Consider the following 20205-nt stretch of genomic DNA (forward strand, 5'->3'; position numbering starts at 1 on the left):
CAAATGGCACATTCATCCCTCCGGCATTCTCTCTTTAAGTACCTTTCTCACGCGTTGCACCGCCCGCAGGTCTTTGAAACCATTTACAATGATATAACCACTTTTCAAAATCGTAATTGCAGCCTCGCGTTCGCTAAGTATCTGCGCTTTCAACGGGTCTAAGGCCTGTACCAGATCCATTATCTGCTGTCGTTCATTTACATCAGCAATATCGTGGATGGTCCTGCCCTCTATGGTTATTATATCAGACAGCGCACGCTTATCATTGGCAGCAGGCATTTCGGATGATTTTAAAACTTTTCAGTAAGATACGCCGTTGTGATCACGCACAATGAAAACTACCACACTTTTCATGCCTGACTTTGAACGGTTGACGTAACCCTGTTTCGTAGTGCAGGTTCTACAAAAACAAACAAACTTTGCTTACAACATTTTCCTGTTTTCTGCTATTGCGCTGGTGGCTGTACAGCAATTACTTTGCAGCACAATAAAAAACAGATAAGCTAACGGATAAATAATTTCCGGGGCACTCAACCATATGCAAACACCGTATAGGCCGGTCAAAAACCGGAGTGGTGTCCCGGAAGCCCAATGGCGACCCGAACCTTTAACAGACAACAGATAACTGACTTTTATTTAGCAGGAAAGGTCGCCGGGAAGCGGCCTTTTTTGATTTTTGAAACACTTCAGACCAGATCTTCCTCTTCAGACGGGTTATTTTTTTCCGCGTCGGCAAAGCGATCAGCAAAACAGATTGCTCATTTCAAAACTGCTCATTGCACGGCAAGCACTGCGCCAGCCCCCGGGCAGGACTCCGCCGCGCAGAACGCCAGGCGGAGACATGCAACGCCCTTCGGGTGCTTCGCAGGCTGTCACAGTACTTGCGACAGCGACGCGCCACCTAACCGTCCTCATTCCACTCCGCTTACACGTTCGCTCCGCTACACTCCCGGGACGCTCCGCTTCATTGCGTCAGTAAAGTGGCGCTAGAAACAGACGACAAAGATTGCTGCATATTAAAGAACATTCATTTCCTGCCTGCTCATTCCCCGCAAGCCTGCGCCAGCCCGGTGCAAGACACCGCCGCGCAGGACGCCTGGCGGAGACTTGCGCCGCAAAAAACGCTGCGCTGGCTGGCGCAGACCTTGCGACTACGACGCGGCACATCACCATCCTCATTTCACTGCGCAACCCGTCCGTTCCGCTTCACTGCACTACCGGAACGCTTGCTCATTCCGTCGGTCATGTGCCACCTTAATCAAGCACTTTACAGACTGCAAAAAAACATTTCCATGATGATTTACTAAACATTATTTGAATGCTTTGATAATTTTATACAGACCATTCTGCAGGTCCCTGTAACCATAGTCATAACAAAAAAGATATTCGTGCTCTTTGATTTTTGTGACGATATGATGGGTATGATAGTGAAATACAAATCCTTTTTCCTGCAACTGCTTTTCGGGAATTTGAACAGACTCATTTTCCTTTAATACTGCTTTTAAAATCCTGCGGTTCTTTTTTAATGCAAGATTAATCGTCCGAATTTCCTTTTGATTTTTCTTTTAACGCGATCCTTTATAAGAATGCGCAGTTGCTTAATCGTCTTACCAATTGTATTAACTTTCAACCCATAGATATCTTTTTTTCTTCTTGGATGTTTGTAATCGTAAGTAAGAAAATCAACAAGGTCTTCATAGAACTGAAAATCCAAAGATGCAAAAGTGATTTTTTCTTTTCTATATTTTTCACATGCTGCAAGATGACCGATCATATCATTGTACACTTCAATTGTTCCTTGCCTTACTTTTTTTTCTTTTGATTTTACATAGTCATCAAGTTGCTTGAAAAAAATTTCTTTTTTGCTTTTTTCTGCGGGCACATATGCATTTTTTAAATTAAAATCTTCCTGTGCAAGTTTATACAACTTTAAAGCAGGATCAAATTTCTCCTTTATGTATGCACCTAATTCAGCAACTTCCTGTCGCTTTGCAAATTTTATAAGGTCGGATGCAAGTTGAAGTTGACGATCAATTTCATCAATTTAATTTTTCATGATCGCCGAACTCTTTTGGCAAACAGCCGCCGAAGATCGACTGTTATAAAATATTGAAAAGGAGCGTGTTAATTGTTCAGTTTTGTACAAATAAGAAAGGCTCCCTTTTTTGAAGTGAGCCTTTCAGCGGACCGGACGGGCCGGTTCAAAGGCTCACAATTATTTAATTTTCAATCAGTTATAATTTTAGTCGCGTTTTTGGTCGCGCTTGACCCTAAAAAACTTCTTTCTTTACTATTTAGAACAGTATCGTACATATCTGTACAAAGATACGCACCGAAAAGGACTCGAACCCGCGACCCCCGTCACTTATTTTATTTTTTCCTGCGAAGTTTATTGCCAACAAAACCTACTGGACGGCTGCTTATAATACTATCAAAAAATGGCCTGGCGCACCCCCGAAACTACAGGTATAGGTGTAAAGAAAAAGAAATATGCAAAAGTTAATTCCAAAAAAAAGGATGTTTCAAAAATAAACGAAGGGCTTGAGAATCGCTTAAACGACTACCTGTCTCCATCAGGTATCCGAATAAAAAGAGGCTGCATCATACTTTTGACACAGCCTCTTCCGCTTATTGTAATTTGTTATTTACAATTAACTTTTTTTCATGCTGCATGTTTTCGCAGTACATGAATTTGCACTTGTGGTAGCTGTACTTTTTGTGCATGATTGATTACATGAAGCCTGAGTACAATTTACCTTTTTAGCACATGCCTGTGTGCATGTAGTTTGTGTGCAACGTTTGCACTTTTTACTATTGCCACCTGCATAGGCTGTTGTACTTATAGCAAACAAGCCTATAAATGCAATACGCATTATATTTTTCATACAATTTTTATTAATGTTACCAAATAAGATACTCGTCTAAGAAACAAAAATTGTATTTGGCGGCTTTAATTGCTGTGAATGATATTCAGAAAGATTACTTACCTGTAATATAGAGTATTCAGGTTTGAATAAAATAATAGGTTTTCGAAAAATTAGCAATGGTTGTAATGTAATAACGGTAAAAAAAGGACAATCAACACATTTTGAGGTAGGGTTATCGTTGGTATTCGATTTGTTCTTACACATTTTATTCATCATTGCTTTCATAGGACATTGAGAACAATTCTCTTTCTTGACAGCATTAAGGCAATTCCGGGATGCCCCTATTGTTTCAGCAATAAATGAACAAAAAGTAATAAGTAATATGAGAGCTGTTAATTTCATGAAAAAGCTATTGTGAAATTAATCAAATTATCTTTACTTCCAATGTATATATGATTGCCTTATTTAAATGAATAATAATTTGATAGAAGCGATTAATAAAACCATTCCAAGTATTTTTTTGAGCACTGTAACAGGTGCTTTATGGCTTCCCCAATATGAACCAATTAATGCAGCACACATGGCAATCAATATCCAAATAAATATAGCAGTAGGTAGTTGTGTGCCTGAATACAAAATTCCACCTATACCTGAAACCGAGTTCACGAGAATAAATAATGAAGTAATTGAAGATATTTGTTTAAATGTGCCCCACTTAAAGAAAAGCATAACAGGGCTTAGTAAAATGCCTCCGCCAATGCCAACAAACCCCGAGATAAAGCCTATTATAGCACCGGTGAGCATACCAGCCCACCAAGGCAACAATTTTACATTCTGATCTTCTGTTTTATTAAAGGCAACAAAAAAACTTACTGCTGTAATGAGTAAACAACAACCTAAAACTTTTCGGTATATTTCTGCTTTAACGGTAATTGAAGCGCCTAAAAAAGCCATTGGTATAGATAAGATAATAAGCGGAATAAATAATCTCCATATAAAATGTCCGCTTTTGTAGAAATTATAAAATGAAATTAGTGTTACAAACACATTTAGAATTAAAGCGGATGACTTCGCCCATATGGGATCTACACTAAATAAGCCCATGACTGCAATAAAACCACTTGCACCCCCCTGTCCACAGGCTGAAAACAAAAAAGCTATAATAAAAATGCAGGCTAAAAAATAAACCGTCATATATCCTTTTCTTTTTTAACAGAAATAAATTATCGCTGAAATGGCAAATAATATTTATCATTTGCCAAAGCCTTGACAAGCAGGACAAGCAATAAAAGGCGCAATCACCTTCTGATTTATGATCGATAGTTTTGATGTATATTGAGCATATACTTTTGAATGTACACAATAATGCTGTACTTACTAATTTTAAAAAGAATATCTATGAGAAGTTTTTTGTTTATTTTATTTTCCGTTCCTTTTATATCATTTTCTCAAACTGCGAAACAGGACAGTATCTGGAAACCATTAAATACTTTCATAGGGCAATGGAAAGGAACTGGTGAAGGAGAACCTGGCAAAGGCAATTATGAAAGAAGTTATATGTTTATTTTAAATAATAATTTCATCGAGGTAAGAAATAAATCCAGTTATCCTCCAACTGATAAAAATCCAAAAGGCGAAGTCCATCAGGATATCGGTTACATTAGTTATGATCAATTAAGAAAGCTGTTTATCCTCCGCCAGTTTCATGCAGAGGGTTTCGTTAACCAATATAGATTGGGTAGTATTTCGGCGGATGGCAAAACAATTATTTTCATTTCTGAGGCCATTGAAAATATCAATGAGGGTTGGAGAGCAAAAGAAACGTACGAATTGAAAAATGAAAACGAATTTGTTGAAACTTTTGAATTAGCTCCCCCAAACGGACAATTTGAGGTTTATACAAAAACAGTTCTCCAACGAAAATTATAGCATAGTGTGACTTACATTAATCCAGCATCCCAATGTAATCAAATGATGCAATGGTAATTACATCCTGCATATTCTAATTCCATGTAAGCAATCTTTAAATGCTAAATTGCAACATAAGGTTCATCAGCTTTCGCTTAATCTGTAAAATATGTATTCGAAGGTCAGAGAGTATATTCATTCCAGGATTATGATACCTGATGAGGACCTTGAAAAGTCATTTCAATACAGTAATGTAAGATGCTATAAAAAAGGAGAGTATATACTTTGCATAGGAGACTATTGCAGGTTTATTGGATTTGTGAATTCAGGTCTTATTGTCAACACCATGATTACGGATGATGGTAAAGAAATTGCCTGCAACTTTATTTTTGAAAACTGTTTTTTCACGTATACGGAAGGTCTCAACAATAATACACCGTCGCATAAAAATTCGATTGCGCTGGAAGATTGTGAAATGCTAATATTAGAAAAGGAAAAGCTGCCAATGATTTTTTCTATTAATTCCAAGTTTGAAACCTTATTTACAAAAATCCTCGCCGAAGAACTAAGAAACGTTTTATTGTCGGAACAGTATAATCGTACACAATCAGCAGAAAACAAATACCTGCAATTTATTAATACATTTCCTGAAGCTTTTAACCGTATTCCCTTAAAATATATTGCCGGTTATCTTGGCATCGAACCTCCCAGTCTGAGCCGTCTGCGAAAAAAACTTGCAGGAAAATAATAAAATTAACATCGGTTAATTTTTCCCATTTTTTACAACCGTAGTTTGGCTGCAAAATTTATTCATTATGAATTGGGGAGAATTCGCCTGGCTATTGTTGGACAATGCTGATAAATATTTTTTGATTGCAGGTCCGGTGTTTTTTATTTTTTATATCCTGCTAAAGAAAAGGATAAAGTATAAAAAAATTCAACAGCGCTTTCCAAAAACCAGAGATTACTGGAGAGAAATTTTTTTCTCGGTTTTGTCCATCATTATTTTTTCCTTTCCTCCGTTATTTATGCTTTACAGTAATAGTATCCGACCTTACACAACTTTTTATGAAGACATTGCTGAACATGGTTGGCTGTATGCAGTACTTGCTTTTCCGCTGATGCTGCTGATGCATGATACTTATTTCTATTGGCTGCATCGTATAATGCATCAACCACAGCTATTTAAACTCTTTCACCTGGTACATCATAAATCAAATAACCCATCACCCTGGGCAGCTTATGCTTTTCACCCATTGGAAGCTATTGCCGAATCGTTGATTTTTGTGATTTTTTTATTTACCATTCCAATGCATAGTATTCATCTCACTTTATTTTTTGTGGTCAGTCTTTTATATAATGTGTATGGGCATTTGGGATATGAACTTTATCCAAAAGGTTTTACTGAACACTGGTTTGGAAAGTGGATCAATACTTCTGTTTCTCACAATATGCATCATCAGTATTTTAAAGGCAACTATGGTTTATACTTTACTATGTGGGATAGAATAATGGGCACATTAAATAAAAATTATGAGAAAGAATTTAAGGAAGTAAAATCAAGAAAAAAAATTACTGAATCTAAATCACCCGCTGATGAAGCATAAAATCTTTATGTTTTTTGTTTCCACACAGCTTACAAATTATTGTGTCCCGGCTCAAATGAAAGCAGGCGACGTTATTGTTGTGTAGCTAACTGCTGGAAAAGAGCCTGCTAAAATTCAGGTATATAAATTGGAGAATTCATATTATGGTAAGATCGCTTAGCTGAAAAGTCCAATTGAAAATAAGGTAACTACATATGAGTGGGACAAATAGAAAATTATTTTTTTAGTTCATACGCCTCTTTAAGCCACTCTAATAATTGTTTATCAATGTCCTTTAGCGAAGTAAGTTTAATTGTGTGATGGTAACGATTTGCAGATGCATGCTCGACTTTACTTACACGTTTGCTGACTAATTTGTGATTAAGATGAACTTCTAAGTTAATATAATCCCGTCTCGTATAAATGCCTGCAAATCCAAAACGATTTCCTAAATGAATACTTGTTTTCTTTGGCTCAATTTTTAATTGTCCAAACTTCTGAAGTTCTTTAATCAGTTCCTCATAAATGCCTGCTACTATTGGTTCTTTATCCTTTAAATGGTCAAGCTCGGTATATTCCATAACATCAAGAATAAAAAAAACTGCAATATTGCAGCTTTAAAGTTATTAAATAAGCAACTATTTATCTACCTGGTAATTTATTAACTGTAACCCACAAAAACACAGCATCAATGGACGCGGTGTTCTCTGCTGAACTTTTGTTTTGACTGTTAAACAATACTTCTAATTCCTCCTGCAGATCCGCAGCTTTCCCGTTCTTTTCTGCTGCTTCAAAAGCATTCATTGTTGGTCCATAATAATTTTTAAATAAAGCCACAAAATCTGAAGGTGAGCAGTCAGCATTAAATGTGTAAATCTCCCGGGCAAACGATATATCTTCTTTTGGAATACCGGCGTTACCAAAACGTTCAATTACGTTGCTTTCCACACCCCAGGTCATTGGGCTTATGAAGCCTTCGGGAGGTGGTGGCGTATAGGCAGAACTTATTTTTAATATCTGTGCTACCAGGGTCGGGTCGCCGGGTATCCAGTTACCCATCCCTATTCGTCCGCCGCGTCGGGTAACACGTACCATTTCTTTGGCTACCTCAAAGGGCTTTGGCGCAAACATAGCACCAAAGATGCTGATGACAAGGTCGAATGTCTCATCTTTCAGTTCATGCAAATCGCTTGCATCACCTTCGCGGAAACTGCAGTTGGTAAGCCCTTCCTCTTTTGCACGAATGTTGCCCGCTTCAACAAGGTTACCTGCAATATCAATTCCCAAAACATTCGCTGTCAGTTTTGCGGCAGGTATAGCAGTCGTGCCATCGCCACAACCAAGGTCAAGAACGTTAAGACCTTCGGTGATCCCCAGTTTTGCAACCAGTGCTGCACCACTTTTACGCATGGTTTGTGCGATGCGGGTAAAATCACCTTTTTCCCATAATGCTTTGTTAGGATTCATTTGATTTTTTATTTTAATAGAAATAAGATAAAAGTTGTACAAGCCACCTCCAATACAATTTTGCTTAACCTTCTTTTCGTCCACGAGACAGTTCAATGCAGTTTTCCAATACCTGCGGTTCCATATTCCTTTCTTTTATTGGTTACCCGATCAAAGATTTTTATTGAATCATTACCGTCGCACCTCATGCGGTAAAAAATAATTCCTGCTGAAAAAATGGTGAGTAATCCAATGATCAGCATAGACGCATTTATTCCCAAAGTATCTGCTATAATGCCTGTAAGAATGGCTCCTATCGCATAACCCAAATCTCTCCATAAACGAAAAACACCAAGGCTATTTGCCCGATCAGTGGGATGCGTATTTTCAGCAATGGTTGCAAGAAATGTAGGATATACCAATGCAGTTCCGATCCCAAGAAACGAAGACAGAATAATGAAATGAGTCATGGTTTGAGCAAAGGGCAAAATAATTAAGGGAATACCCTGCAAAAGCATTCCAAGAAAAAGTAAATCTTTTTTGCAGAAATGGTCTGCCATTTTTCCCGTAAAAAGCATACCTATACTCCATACAGCAGGATACACAGCGGTTACAATTCCGATTTCTGCTATACTAAAACCCTTCGATGCAAGTAGAATAGGAAAAATTCCCCAAGCCATCGCATCATTCAAATTGTTTATTAAACCAGCTTGCGTAACAGCACTCAAAGTTTTGTTTCGCAAAGTTGTTTCCCAAAAGATATTTTTCAGCTTTGGTACTTTGCTCGTTGTTGTTTCAACAGAGACATGATGCTTTGTGTCTTTCACCAATAACCAGCTTCCTAAAAGACCTAATATTGATAAGACAACTCCAACATAAAAAGGGTACGGTCGCAAACCATAGTTCGATGCAATCCATCCGGTAAGAAAAGCAACAAGGGCTAAAGCTGCATAACCTGCAAACTCATTTAAACCCATTGCAAAACCTCTTTGCTTTTCCCCCACTAAATCTATTTTCATTACGACTGTACTACTCCATGTTAAGCCCTGGTTGATGCCCAACAAAACATTTGCTGCAACTATCCAGTTCCAACTATCAGCATACATCAAAACAAAAGGAACAGGAATACCAATAAGCCATCCGATGGTAAGTAAATTTTTTCTTCCAATTTTATTTGCCAAAGCACCAGTGAAATAATTTGTTGAGGCTTTTACAATTCCAAAAACTATAATGAAAGAAAGTATTGCTGTTTTAGCAGCAATATGAAATTCAGCTTCTGCAATTCGCGGCAGAATACTTCTTTCAAGCCCCACCATTCCACCGACAAAAGCATTGATGATAACAAGCAGCGTGAATTGCTGCCAGTTTTCTCTTAAGCCTAATTTTACTTCTTTCATACCAATTTCTATTTTTCTACTAAAGTGGTTTAGGTGTATGCGAAATGAGATTAGAGTAGCAACAATTCTAAAGTCTTCCCCCATTTCAAAGTCGCCTCCTGTTTACGCCATAGAGTTAGTGAAGTGTGCAACATGCATTATTTCCAGGCAGTCGTAATTAATGCTCTCATTGGCGCAATCATTGGTGCTGCGCCAAATTTTTCAGTAAGCTCTTTCTCTACTGTTTCTTTTATTTCTTCTATCCATGCAGGATTACGTTTCATTATTTCATTGTAGATAGATCCACCCTGTGTAAGTCCATAAGCAGCTTCCTTTGCGGTTGAACTTTCAGATACTTTATTCACTTTTTCAATGATGATTTTTGAAAACCCAGCCTCTTGTAAATTGTGTCTTATCTCATTATCATCATGCATTGAAAAAGGAAGTTTGTATATTTCAGACACTGGTTCCTGCAAGTATTTTTTTACAGTTTTCCTGTAAACATAAGAAGCGGCATTGAGTTCAAGCCTGTCCCATGTACTCATCAACAAACTGCCACCAGGTTTTAAAACCCTGTATGCTTCTGCAAAAGCTTTTTGTTTATCTGGAACAAGCATGTAGCCAAAGCAACAAACTACAAGATCAATACTGTTGTCATCAAAAGGTAAATCCTGTGCATCAATAATGCGCCATTCTATATTGGATGCTTTCGTTTTTTCTCTTGCAATAGCCAACATATCTTCACTTATATCTGAAGCTATCAGCCTTGATGTTTCGGGGATAACCTTACATAAATGGCGGGTTACACGACCTGTTCCACATGCAAGCTCTAACGCTGCTTTTACAGAAGATGGATCAATTCTTTTAGCGATCTCAATGGCATAAGTCTCGAAGAACATAGGTCCGAGGTATTGTTCATAATGACCGGGAATTGAACCGGAAAAAGTAAGCGCATCAAATGAACCAGTTTTAGTATCCATGATTTGTTGCATTAAAATTTATGAAATAGCACAACGATTGGCACCTGCTTCCAGGTCAACAGGGTTTATATCGCTAAAGTCTCCTTTGATATTCTTTTCAACAATTGATAAATAATTAGCAGGAGTTGCCGGTATGCGCTGCAAGAGTGTACTGACAAATTCTTCCTCACTCATTTGTAACATGGCGACATTTTTTTGAATAGTTGCCAATGTTGCCTGCAAAGGCTTGTGATCAAAATCTACAGGTTTACCGGTATGCGCAGGCAGAACAATAGTATCATCTGGCAAAGACAATAGCGCTTGCAAAGACTGATATAACAATTTTGCCTTTGCTGTTGTTTCATCTGTGTCTGCTTTTAGATCGGGTCTTCCCACACCGTCAATAAACAAGGTGTCACCAGTGAGCAAAGCTTTCTCATCAACTAAATAGCTTGTGCTTTCCAAAGTATGCCCTGGCGTGTGGATTGCTTTTACAGTAATGTCGCCAACTTTAAAAACAGTTTCATCTTTAACAGACTGAAATGTAAAAGTTGCTTTATTAGGTGTCGGCAAATAGAGTGGTACATTATTTCTTTCTGCTATTTGCTTAGAGCGTGAAAGATGATCTGCATGAATATGCGTTTCGATCACATATTTTAAAGTAAGATTATTCTCCCCTAAAATTTGCTCATATACTTCGGGCGAAAGAGAAGCATCAACAATTGCAGCCTCACCATGTGATGCAATAATATAAGAAAGACACCCCTTACCCGTTCTTCGTAATTGAATAATCTCAAAATTGTCAAAGGAGAGTTTTGCGGTGTTCCATGCCAGGCTCCAGCCTTTCATACCCCCTTCTAAAGAAGATGCTTTAATTCCTCTTTTCCTCAATTCAGTTGCAGCTATCTGACTGGTTCTGCCGGCAGCACATACTGTAACAACTTCAGTATTTTCAGGAATGGATATTTCGTCTAATACAGAAGTGTCACCCTCATTGAGTCTTTTGTATGCGTCCAAATAAATACTTCCCGGTATCTGCCATTCGTCTCTTTGTTCTTTTGGTCTTACATCCAAAATAAAAATCGGCTTATCTTCTTCAATCCATGCTCTTAGCGTTTCTGCATTCACACTCATTTCTTTTTCCATAATTTATATTTAGTCATGAACAACTTCAACATTTAATCCCCTCGATTTCCAATCAGGAAATCCTTCAACAAGCCTTCTTGCTTTAAAGCCTCTTTTTGAAAGCGCACTTACCGCTTCATCTGCAAAAACACAAAATGGACCTCTGCAATAAGCTATGTACTCTTTGTTTTTTGGAAGTTTTTTGAGTCTGGATAAAAGTTCATCTGGTGGGATATTAATTGCTTTGGGGATATGCCCGTTATTATATTCTTGCTCGGGGCGTACATCGAGCAACATGATATTTTTTGATTTCAGCCGCTTTAATAATTCATCCAGGTTAATCGCCTCAAGACCGTTTTTCTTCTCCCTGAAATCATCTACAAGTTTTTGAATCTCCGCCACCCTTTCAAAACCAAGTGCTCTTAAGTTTTGCCATGACTTGTAGATCTCTTCATGGGCAAGCCTGTAATGAATAAAGTTCTTTTCCCGCCTGATCTCAACAAGATTCTCCGCTTTTAATACCTGCAAATGCTGTGAGGCATTGGCGACCGTCATATTCGTCTCAGAAGCAATCTCCTCCACCGATTTTTCGCCCTGCCCCAGCAGGTCAATGATTTCCAGCCGGCGTGGATTAGCCATTGCCCTGATCATTTTTGCCAGTATTGAATATACCTTATCCTTAAAAATTCTTTTTTCCATAGTTCGTTCATTAAATCAAAAACAAAAATAAGGGTTTTATCAAACTATTCAATAACTTTATTGAATAGTAGAATAGATAAAAAATTCAATAACGACTCTTATGCGTATTTATTTCCGGAACTTTTACATACATTATAAACTCAAAAATCATTTTTATGGAAACGATTGCAACCAATAAGCTTGATACAGCTGATCTCGAACAGAAAGTAAAAAAAATGTACCGGGATGTAGCAATAAATCCAAAAGGCGAATATCATTTTGAAATGGGCCGCGGTCTTGCTGAAAAATTGGGTTACGAAAAAGATGACCTCGACCATATTCCTGCTGAAGCGATGGAATCCTTTGCAGGTGTAGGATATTATTTTGACATGGCTGATTTGAAAGAAGGGGACAAGGTACTTGACCTTGGAAGCGGTTCAGGAATGGATAGTTGTATAGGGGCGTTGAAAGTAGGAAAGAAAGGAAGTGTTTGTGGCGTTGATATGACCGACGAACAATTAGAAAAAGCAACCAGACTTGCTAAGCAACACAAATTTGAAAATATCACTTTTTATAAATCGTACATTGAACAACTTCCGTTTGATAATGAAAGTTTTGATGTGATTATCAGTAACGGCGTTATCAATCTTTGCTCCGATAAAGAAAAAGTATTTGCAGAGGTTTCCCGGGTACTAAAGGCAAGCGGAAGAATGGTTATTGCAGATATTGTTACTGAAAAGCAATTGCCGGAGAATGTGGTTTGCAATTCTACGTTGTGGGCGGCATGTATCGGCGGCGCCAGCCAGCAGGATGATTACAGAAGTGCCATTGAAAAAGCAGGAATGGAAATTCTTTTGATAAGAAATAACGATGCTTACTCTTTCATATCAAAATCTGCAAAAGGTGCATCCAAAGATTATGGGGTGAAAAGTGTTTCATTGATTGCGGTGAAAAAATAATGATTTTTTCAAAGACTAGTTTGATGCAATAAAATTAAATTCCCAAACATCTTTAAAAGGAGTCGATAAATACAGGATTATCCATTGCAAGCTAACAATCGCAATGCATTAAATACAATAATCAGCGTAGAAACCTCATGCACAACAACTGCCGGACTAATAGAAGCAATTTCTAAAATAGTTAAGGGAATTAGTATTGTTACCATCCCTAAACTGAACTAATAATCAGATTTGCTTTGTGTCTTGGCCAGGCAATATGCTTGAAACATCTTAATCTTATCACTATGATTGCTGATCGCAGCAACATTATAGCCAGGGTAACATTTTGCTAACGAGGCATTGAAATCCCTAATGCTCTGAAAACGCCATTACTGTAAAGAATATAAATTCCTAATAAAATGAGCACGATTGGGGTAATAATATGGCCAAATCTATCAATGACGTTTGCGATAGCAGAATGCTTGCTTAAGTACTTTGCCGCGATGCACCAAATTGCTACCATGATTAAGAAGATAATAACCATTACAATCTTTTGAGGCATCCCTAACGTCACGAAAAGAGGAATGTACACTCCGAGATTATCACCACCGTTTGAAAATGTAACAGCAGCTACTGAAAATGTCTTATTAGCTCTCTTTCGATGTGATAATAATTTTCCTTCCCGCTCTCCCTTCCTGCCCTTATTAAGCCCAAATAAATCACGTATTCCAAAATAAACGGGTAATAATCCCAGCAAACCAATATAGATATGATCGAACAACAGGCCAATAAAAGACCCGATAATGCTAATTCCAATTAAGGCAATAATGCCTATGTATTGTCCAATGACAATATGTTTGGTTTTATAGTCTTTGTTGGCAAAGAATATTACCAGGAGGAATATATCGTCGATATTAGTGCCGCCAAAAGCAAGAATACTGGTTACTATTAGCTCCATTTCTTTTATAGTTTTAATGAATTCTATTTCCTGCAACGCTATTCATTTTTGTAAGCCAACAATCTTAATGCATTAAACACAACCACCAACGTAGAACCTTCATGCGCAATAACGGCGGGACCAATTGATGCAATACCTAAAATGGTTGTGTTGCAAGATATTTTTAAAAGAGCAGGCTGCAGACTTCGTTTAGTAGCGTACGATTAAGGCAACTGCATAACAAATAGAGCACATCCCATGTCTGGTTGAATTACACCTCGTCAACAGTTTGACATCTTCTTCTTTACTTTTTTACTTTTAACAGGCTTGCATTAATAGCAACTATAATTGTGCTTACGCTCATAAGAACAGCGCCCGCTGCGGGACTTAATAAAATACCGGATTTGTACAAAATGCCCGCAGCAAGCGGAAGTGCCACGATGTTATATCCTGTTGCCCAAACAAGATTTTGTATCATCTTTTTATAAGTCGCTTTACCAAACAAGATAAGGTTAACTATATCTTTCGGGTTACTGTTTACGAGCACAATACCTGCCGTTTCTGCAGCTATATCACTTCCCGAACCTACTGCTATACCAACATTTGCCTGTGCCAGGGCAGGAGCATCATTTACACCATCACCCGTCATTGCAACATATTCACCTTTATTTTGTAACTCTTTAATCTTTTCCAGTTTTTGGTGTGGCAACACCTCTGCATAATATTCATCTATACCCAATTTCTTGCTTACACTTTCTGCAACCTGTTTGTTATCTCCGGTAAGTAACACTGCTTTTATTTTGTTATCATGAAGGGTTTTTATTGCTTCTGCAGATTCGGGTCGTATAGTATCCGCCAAAGTAATATAACCGGCAAGGTTATTTTTTATGATAACAAATACTACTGTTTCCGCAGCATCACTATTGTAATTATCAGGAAAGGGCATTTTATTTTCTTTTAAATAACCCGGGCTTACCACTTTAATATCATTGCCTTCCACATTTGCTTCCACACCCTTGCCGGTAATCGCATTAAAGTTTTGAGCTGCAGGAATTATAACAGACAAATCTTTAGCTTTTTGCAGAATGCCGGTAGCTATAGGATGTTCTGAATTTTCCTCTAAGGCGGCAGCCAAACGAAGCAATTCTTTTTCTTCTATATTCTTTTGCAGCACTACTATTTTGGAGACTTCAAATTTTCCGACAGTAAGTGTACCTGTTTTATCAAATACAAGTGTGGTAATTTTTCTTGCATTTTCGAAGTCGGTTCTTTTCTTGATCAATAGACCATTCTTTGCGGATAACGCTGTAGATTTTGCAACCACCAAAGGAACTGCGAGACCTAATGCATGCGGGCAACAGATTACAACGACAGTTACCATACGTTCAATGGCAAAAGCAAGATTGCTGCCCGAAATATACCATACTAAAAATGTTGCTACACCAAATATAATTGCGATAACGGTAAGCCAACGTGCGGCTTTATCCGCAATCAATTGTGTTTTTGATTTTGAGTTTTGTGCATCTTGCACCAGTTTTATCACTTGTGACAAATAGGAGTCTTTGATAGCATGCAAAACGGATACTTTAATAGCGCCATTGCCATTGATACCACCAGCAATTACTTTATCGCCTTTCTTTTTCTCCACAGGTTTTGATTCACCGGTAAGCATGCTTTCATTGAGATAACTTTCACCATCGGTTACAATTCCGTCTGCTGGTACTTTCTCTCCAGGTTTTACAAGAACAATATCATTTTCTTTAAGTGTTTCTGTCCTTATATCCGTAATTTGATCGTCATGCACAAGGTGCGCATCGGAGGGCATAAGCTGCACCAATAGTTCCAACTCTCTTGATGCCCCTGCAATAGATTTCATTTCAATCCAGTGTCCTAACAACATAATAAGAATAAGCGTTGCCAGTTCCCAAAAGAAGTCCATTCCTTTTAATCCAAATACTGTGGCTACACTATACACGTAAGCTACGGTGATCGCAAACCCGATAAGCGTCATCATTCCTAAATTCTTTCCTTTTATTTCGTCAATCAAACCCTTTAAAAAGGGAAAACCACCATAAAAGAAAACAACTGACGATAAGGCTAATAAAACATATTGTGATCCTGTGAAGCTGAAATGAATATTCAGCCAATGTTGTATCATTTCAGATAACAGCAAAATGGGCACAGTTAATATCAATACAACATAGAACCGTTTTTTGAAATCATCAATCATCATGGCATGATGATCGTGACCTGCATGAGCACCGGACATTTTGCTGTGACCCATTTTGCTATGATCCATTCCCTGATCATCAATTTTCATTTTACTATGATCAATTTTAGAGTGGCCCATTTTTTCATGCTCCCGTTTCTCTTTAACAGGCACGAGCGCCATTCCACATTTTGGGCAATTACCAGGCTTATCTGAAACCACTTCCGGATGCATCGGGCAGGTATATTTTTGTTGAGGAGGATGTTCCATGAGTTAGGTTTTAAAATGCAAATTAGTTAGCTGGAAAAATTATATTGTTACATGATTATGGATAGGTTTTATATAATTATTGCTTTGATTACATCTTCATGCCGGTCATATCCATTCCTTCCATTGGATTGGCACCATGCTGAAAAATATATTCACTGTTTATTAAATAAGCGCCACTTGTAACTACAACATCACCTGTATGTAACCCTGAAATGATTTCAACTGCATTGCCATCATTGATCCCTGTTTTCACCATTCTTGCTTCGTAAACATCCGGTTGCGTTTCCACCCAAACAATTGAGCCTTTACTATCTGTTAATACTGCATCAACAGGCAACGCAATCGAATTATGCGCACTGCTGTTTGCAATAATATAAACCGGCATCCCAGGATGCAATTGATTATTGGGATTGGGAATGCTAACACGTACCAAACTGATACGCGTATCAGGATTAATCTCAGGGTTCACAAAATCAATTTTTCCGTCAATCGTTTGATTATTTAAGTCTGGAATTTGTACAGTAACATTTTCACTTTTTTTGAATGATAACATTTGCGTAGTATATACCTGTGCCTCTGCCCAAAGCGTTGATAAATTTGCGAGATCGACCACAGTGCCGCCATCCATTACATAATCTCCTTCTTTTACATTCAAAGTTGTAATGTAACCGTCTTCTGTGCTGTAAAATGAAGTAAGTGTTGATGCTTGTTGGCCATCAGCAAGCTGATTGATTTGTCCATTCGTCATTCCCCATAACAATAATTTATTTTTGGCGCTTTCTACGAGTGCATGATAATTTATAAGTGAATTACCAATTGCACTTTCCTGTTGCAAAGCTGTTACATATTCCTGCTTGGCGTTATTGAGTTGTTCGCTGTATAGATCATAAAGCCTATCTCCTTTACGAACATAGTCACCGATATTCTTAAAATATAGTCTTTCAATTCTTCCTTCCACTCTTGCACTAACTGAAGAAAGATTATCCTGGTTAAAATTCAAGGTGCCTGTCAGGATCATTTTATCACCAATGCTTCCATTCCTGATTGTATCAGCCTGTATATTGCCCAACTTAATCTGCACTGAACTTAAATGAACCTGTGCTGTTGCATTCATGCTGCTCTTAGGCACTGCAATTAATTTCATGCCGCAGATGGGACAACTTCCTGGATGTTCTTCATGTATCTGCGGATGCATACTGCAGGTATAGTAGACATCTTTATTAACTGTTGCGTCTGTTTGCTTTTTCTCTTTACATGAAGTTGCAATAATTGGAACAACAATAATAAATAATGAATAAAATAACAAACGCTGAAGGGAGTGACACAACAGGCGATACCCTGCAACACTTTTGCCTGATTCAAAATGTTTATCCAAATAATTCATGCTCATAATAATTTATTTTGAAGCAGTTTTGATAAAACTTTCACTGTCTATTAAATACTGTGCATTCACTGCAACGGTATCTGTTGCATTAAGACCTGAAACTATCTGCACATTGTCATTTGAGCGGATGCCGGTTGTTATTTTATGTGCAACGAATCCTCCATCTTTCTTTAAGAATGCAACTTCATTTGAGCCAAGAGATAGAACTGCCGACGCAGGTAGCCATAAGCCTTGCGTATTGCCGGCATAAATGTTCGCCGTTACATGACTGCCGATTGGCAACATAGCCATATTATGAAAATAAACTCTTGCAGTAAGTGTTTTGCTATTACCCCGAAAGAAAGGTTCAATGAAATCAATCCTTCCATCTATAGCAGCAGCAGTATCTGTTTCTGGAATAATATGAACAGCATCGCCTTTTTTTACAAGTGACTGATCGCTTGTAAAAATTTGCAGCGCAGCCCATGCCTGGTGATGGTTCATGATCATAAATAATGTTTGTCCCTTTTGTATATACATACCTTCCTTTAGTGACAGTGCTTGCGTAACGGCTGAAGAACTATTCATATCATTTGAAGCGTCTCCATTGCTCATCCCCGCGTCATGCACATGTCCGCTATAGTTACTGTAGACACTTACGCTATATAATGGCTTGCCTGTTTGCATAACCTTGTTCAATTCATTCTCGCTCATGCCAAGCAACAACAACCTTTGTTTGGCTGCGTTGATGAAAGAAATATTGTCAGCGTCACTCTTTAAAAGAAATAATAGATTCTGTTGCGCAGTCACTAATTCAGGACTGTATATATCCATTATCTTTTGCCCATCTGTAACTTCCTGGTAACGGTATCGCAGATACAATTTTTCAATGCGTCCTGAAACACGCGCAGAGATTGAACCTGCCGCCCGCGTATCGTATTCTACAGTCCCATAGACTTTAACAGGGACTGTTATATTTTTTTCCTGGGCTGTTGTAACAGGCAATGATGTAACAACAAATTCATTTGCGGGCTTAAGCAAACTTTCAAGCTCAATATTATTTATTGATGCAGCCTCCGCATTCTTCTTTATCAACCTCATTCCACAGATAGGGCAGTCACCCGGATGATGTTCCAGCACCTGGGGATGCATCGAACAGGTATAGAGGTCTCCCGATGAAGTGTCTGCGTTTGCTTCTTTCAACTGCTTACTACCACATGCCTGGATAAGTGTGAAAGCGGCAATCATGCTCACTAGATATAACCAAAATGTTTTCTTCATCTCTATTTTATTTCAAGTACTTTTTCAAGATCGACCTGCATGGATAATAACTGATCCAATTGATCAAGAAATTCAAGCTGTGTATTGTTCAGCGTTTCCCAGCCATCATACAATTCAAAAAGTTCTTCCGTATTTTGTTCATAAGCCAGCAAAGTGCTTTCATAATTTTTCTTTAAAGCAGGAATGATGTTTTTATCGAAAAGCTCAATCTGCTTTTTCTTTGCGACAATATTCTGCTGCATTTGATAAGCCATTCCTGAATACTCATTTGCCATAGACACTTTCTGATCCTCAAATGACAAAGCTTTCCATTTCAAACTTTCAATGTTTGCTTTATTCATTTTTGTTGACCAGTTCATTGGGATTTTCATCATACCCATTAAAGTATATTGCATCGGAAACCCGCCAAAGCCGAACATGTGGTCATACCTTACGCCGAATTGCGGTTTTAAGCTTGCTTTCTCGACATTTTGCTGCAGATAGGTAAGTTGAATATTTTTATCAATTGCTTTTATATCGCTGCGGTTTGAATAAAATAAAGTGCTGTCAAATAAACTACTTGAATAATCTTTCACTGCATAATTTGTATCAATAGAAAAATCTGTTTGTTTAGCACGATTCATTAGTGTGTTTATCGCAATGCGTTTTTGTGCAATTTCATTTTCTAATTCAACCCGCATATTCTCAATAGTACCCAGTGATGCTTTTGCTTTATAGTAAGCACTTATTTTTCCCAAACCATTCTTATATCTTGTTTCAGCATTTGTGATCATGAATTCTAATAACTTTTCGCTTTGTGCAAGCACCGATAATTTCTTCTCAATGATGAGCCATCCGTAATAGTTCTTTTTGGCAGTAGCCAATAATTCATTTAAGGTGGCTTGTTTATTTTCTTTTTCAACGGATGACATTGCCTTCATATATGCTTCGTTGGCATCATTGTATTTTTTATTAGGAAACATTTGTTCAGCAGAGATCATGTACTGCCCCATACCTGTATTGCCTGCTCCATCTGCCTTCCAGAGGTTTGTGTTGTAAGGTGTCATCCATAAACCGGTTGAAACCTGCGGCGCCATCCAGCTCTTTGCACCTTTTGCAGCTGCATCTAAAGATTGAATTTGTGCATCGTACATTTTCAAAGAAGGATAAGATTGCTGGATACTATCTAAAATATCATTCAGCTTTAATGTTTGTGCAGCTGCTGCCTGGCACAACAGGCTCATTGATGTAATAGCAGCAAAAAATATTTTCATTGGTTTCTA

At 37.9% G+C, this 20205-nt stretch carries 18 protein-coding genes; 4 read left to right on the forward strand and 14 right to left on the reverse strand.

The genetic code is table 11. The features are described from left to right. Nucleotides 1–12: 12 nt before the first annotated feature. From FRZ67_RS18660 to FRZ67_RS18670, 3 genes are all read right to left on the reverse strand, one after another. Complete coding sequence (locus FRZ67_RS18660; protein ID WP_147192074.1) at nucleotides 13–279, reverse strand: hypothetical protein; 267 nt, start codon at nucleotides 277–279, stop codon at nucleotides 13–15. Nucleotides 280–1522: 1243 nt separating this feature from the next. After that, nucleotides 1523–1882: a phage integrase SAM-like domain-containing protein gene (locus tag FRZ67_RS18665; RefSeq protein ID WP_225975393.1), complete on the reverse strand. Its 360-nt coding sequence runs from the start codon at nucleotides 1880–1882 to the stop codon at nucleotides 1523–1525. A 1450-nt stretch (nucleotides 1883–3332) separates the two neighbouring features. Next, nucleotides 3333–4061, reverse strand: a complete 729-nt coding sequence (locus tag FRZ67_RS18670; protein ID WP_147192078.1) for a sulfite exporter TauE/SafE family protein — start codon at nucleotides 4059–4061, stop codon at nucleotides 3333–3335. A gap of 204 nt (nucleotides 4062–4265) precedes the next feature. On the opposite strand from FRZ67_RS18670, the gene FRZ67_RS18675 reads away from it, so the two are divergent. The 3 genes from FRZ67_RS18675 to FRZ67_RS18685 all read left to right on the forward strand — a co-directional run bounded on the left by FRZ67_RS18675 (nucleotide 4266) and on the right by FRZ67_RS18685 (nucleotide 6382). Continuing rightward, entirely contained in the window at nucleotides 4266–4796 is a 531-nt protein-coding gene (locus FRZ67_RS18675; protein ID WP_147192080.1) for a heme-binding beta-barrel domain-containing protein, read from the forward strand. 148 nt (nucleotides 4797–4944) lie between these two features. After that, nucleotides 4945–5523, forward strand: a complete 579-nt coding sequence (locus tag FRZ67_RS18680; RefSeq protein WP_147192082.1) for a Crp/Fnr family transcriptional regulator — start codon at nucleotides 4945–4947, stop codon at nucleotides 5521–5523. 67 nt (nucleotides 5524–5590) lie between these two features. After that, complete coding sequence (locus tag FRZ67_RS18685) at nucleotides 5591–6382, forward strand: sterol desaturase family protein (RefSeq protein WP_147192084.1); 792 nt, start codon at nucleotides 5591–5593, stop codon at nucleotides 6380–6382. Between the two features lie 215 nt (nucleotides 6383–6597). On the opposite strand, the gene FRZ67_RS18690 is transcribed toward FRZ67_RS18685, so the two are convergent. From FRZ67_RS18690 to FRZ67_RS18715, 6 genes are all read right to left on the reverse strand, one after another. Then, the gene (locus tag FRZ67_RS18690) at nucleotides 6598–6942 is read right to left on the reverse strand and encodes a DUF5655 domain-containing protein (RefSeq protein WP_147192086.1); all 345 of its coding nucleotides are present in this window, start codon (nucleotides 6940–6942) and stop codon (nucleotides 6598–6600) included. Between the two features lie 61 nt (nucleotides 6943–7003). Beyond that, nucleotides 7004–7828 (reverse strand): class I SAM-dependent methyltransferase, encoded by an 825-nt coding sequence (locus FRZ67_RS18695; protein WP_192903887.1) that lies wholly within the window; start codon nucleotides 7826–7828, stop codon nucleotides 7004–7006. Between the two features lie 92 nt (nucleotides 7829–7920). Next, a complete protein-coding gene (locus tag FRZ67_RS18700) occupies nucleotides 7921–9204 on the reverse strand; it encodes an MFS transporter (RefSeq protein WP_147192088.1) in 1284 nt (427 codons plus the stop codon). Nucleotides 9205–9341: 137 nt separating this feature from the next. After that, nucleotides 9342–10163 (reverse strand): class I SAM-dependent methyltransferase, encoded by an 822-nt coding sequence (locus FRZ67_RS18705; RefSeq protein WP_158638408.1) that lies wholly within the window; start codon nucleotides 10161–10163, stop codon nucleotides 9342–9344. 18 nt (nucleotides 10164–10181) lie between these two features. Beyond that, nucleotides 10182–11288, reverse strand: coding sequence for an MBL fold metallo-hydrolase (locus tag FRZ67_RS18710; RefSeq protein WP_225975394.1), 1107 nt, complete (start codon nucleotides 11286–11288; stop codon nucleotides 10182–10184). Nucleotides 11289–11297: 9 nt separating this feature from the next. Then, nucleotides 11298–11966, reverse strand: a complete 669-nt coding sequence (locus tag FRZ67_RS18715) for an ArsR/SmtB family transcription factor (RefSeq protein ID WP_147192092.1) — start codon at nucleotides 11964–11966, stop codon at nucleotides 11298–11300. Nucleotides 11967–12121: 155 nt separating this feature from the next. Between FRZ67_RS18715 and FRZ67_RS18720 the strand changes: the two genes are divergently transcribed. Next, complete coding sequence (locus FRZ67_RS18720) at nucleotides 12122–12904, forward strand: methyltransferase domain-containing protein (RefSeq protein ID WP_147192094.1); 783 nt, start codon at nucleotides 12122–12124, stop codon at nucleotides 12902–12904. A 328-nt stretch (nucleotides 12905–13232) separates the two neighbouring features. Here the strand turns inward: FRZ67_RS18720 and FRZ67_RS18725 are convergent, their stop codons facing one another. The 5 genes from FRZ67_RS18725 to FRZ67_RS18745 all read right to left on the reverse strand — a co-directional run bounded on the left by FRZ67_RS18725 (nucleotide 13233) and on the right by FRZ67_RS18745 (nucleotide 20196). Next, complete coding sequence (locus tag FRZ67_RS18725) at nucleotides 13233–13877, reverse strand: cadmium resistance transporter (RefSeq protein WP_147192096.1); 645 nt, start codon at nucleotides 13875–13877, stop codon at nucleotides 13233–13235. 247 nt (nucleotides 13878–14124) lie between these two features. Further along, a complete protein-coding gene (locus FRZ67_RS18730; RefSeq protein WP_225975395.1) occupies nucleotides 14125–16299 on the reverse strand; it encodes a copper-translocating P-type ATPase in 2175 nt (724 codons plus the stop codon). 88 nt (nucleotides 16300–16387) lie between these two features. Beyond that, nucleotides 16388–17689 carry an efflux RND transporter periplasmic adaptor subunit gene (locus FRZ67_RS18735; RefSeq protein ID WP_147192098.1) on the reverse strand — a complete coding sequence of 434 codons (1302 nt, stop codon included), beginning with the start codon at nucleotides 17687–17689 and terminating at the stop codon, nucleotides 16388–16390. A gap of 6 nt (nucleotides 17690–17695) precedes the next feature. After that, complete coding sequence (locus FRZ67_RS18740) at nucleotides 17696–18943, reverse strand: heavy metal-binding domain-containing protein (RefSeq protein ID WP_225975396.1); 1248 nt, start codon at nucleotides 18941–18943, stop codon at nucleotides 17696–17698. A gap of 2 nt (nucleotides 18944–18945) precedes the next feature. After that, the gene (locus tag FRZ67_RS18745; RefSeq protein ID WP_147192100.1) at nucleotides 18946–20196 is read right to left on the reverse strand and encodes a TolC family protein; all 1251 of its coding nucleotides are present in this window, start codon (nucleotides 20194–20196) and stop codon (nucleotides 18946–18948) included. Between the last annotated feature and the right edge of the window lie 9 nt (nucleotides 20197–20205).

The sequence above is a fragment of the Panacibacter ginsenosidivorans genome, assembly GCF_007971225.1.
Classification (GTDB): domain Bacteria; phylum Bacteroidota; class Bacteroidia; order Chitinophagales; family Chitinophagaceae; genus Panacibacter; species Panacibacter ginsenosidivorans.

Coding starts and splice junctions, on each gene's coding strand:
- FRZ67_RS18660 (WP_147192074.1), bottom strand. CDS start 279: ATGCCTGCTGCCAATGATAAGCGTGCGCTGTCTGATATAATAACCATA.
- FRZ67_RS18670 (WP_147192078.1), bottom strand. CDS start 4,061: ATGACGGTTTATTTTTTAGCCTGCATTTTTATTATAGCTTTTTTGTTT.
- FRZ67_RS18675 (WP_147192080.1), top strand. CDS start 4,266: ATGAGAAGTTTTTTGTTTATTTTATTTTCCGTTCCTTTTATATCATTT.
- FRZ67_RS18680 (WP_147192082.1), top strand. CDS start 4,945: ATGTATTCGAAGGTCAGAGAGTATATTCATTCCAGGATTATGATACCT.
- FRZ67_RS18685 (WP_147192084.1), top strand. CDS start 5,591: ATGAATTGGGGAGAATTCGCCTGGCTATTGTTGGACAATGCTGATAAA.
- FRZ67_RS18690 (WP_147192086.1), bottom strand. CDS start 6,942: ATGGAATATACCGAGCTTGACCATTTAAAGGATAAAGAACCAATAGTA.
- FRZ67_RS18695 (WP_192903887.1), bottom strand. CDS start 7,828: ATGAATCCTAACAAAGCATTATGGGAAAAAGGTGATTTTACCCGCATC.
- FRZ67_RS18700 (WP_147192088.1), bottom strand. CDS start 9,204: ATGAAAGAAGTAAAATTAGGCTTAAGAGAAAACTGGCAGCAATTCACG.
- FRZ67_RS18705 (WP_158638408.1), bottom strand. CDS start 10,163: ATGGATACTAAAACTGGTTCATTTGATGCGCTTACTTTTTCCGGTTCA.
- FRZ67_RS18710 (WP_225975394.1), bottom strand. CDS start 11,288: ATGGAAAAAGAAATGAGTGTGAATGCAGAAACGCTAAGAGCATGGATT.
- FRZ67_RS18715 (WP_147192092.1), bottom strand. CDS start 11,966: ATGGAAAAAAGAATTTTTAAGGATAAGGTATATTCAATACTGGCAAAA.
- FRZ67_RS18720 (WP_147192094.1), top strand. CDS start 12,122: ATGGAAACGATTGCAACCAATAAGCTTGATACAGCTGATCTCGAACAG.
- FRZ67_RS18730 (WP_225975395.1), bottom strand. CDS start 16,299: ATGGAACATCCTCCTCAACAAAAATATACCTGCCCGATGCATCCGGAA.
- FRZ67_RS18735 (WP_147192098.1), bottom strand. CDS start 17,689: ATGAGCATGAATTATTTGGATAAACATTTTGAATCAGGCAAAAGTGTT.
- FRZ67_RS18740 (WP_225975396.1), bottom strand. CDS start 18,943: ATGAAGAAAACATTTTGGTTATATCTAGTGAGCATGATTGCCGCTTTC.
- FRZ67_RS18745 (WP_147192100.1), bottom strand. CDS start 20,196: ATGAAAATATTTTTTGCTGCTATTACATCAATGAGCCTGTTGTGCCAG.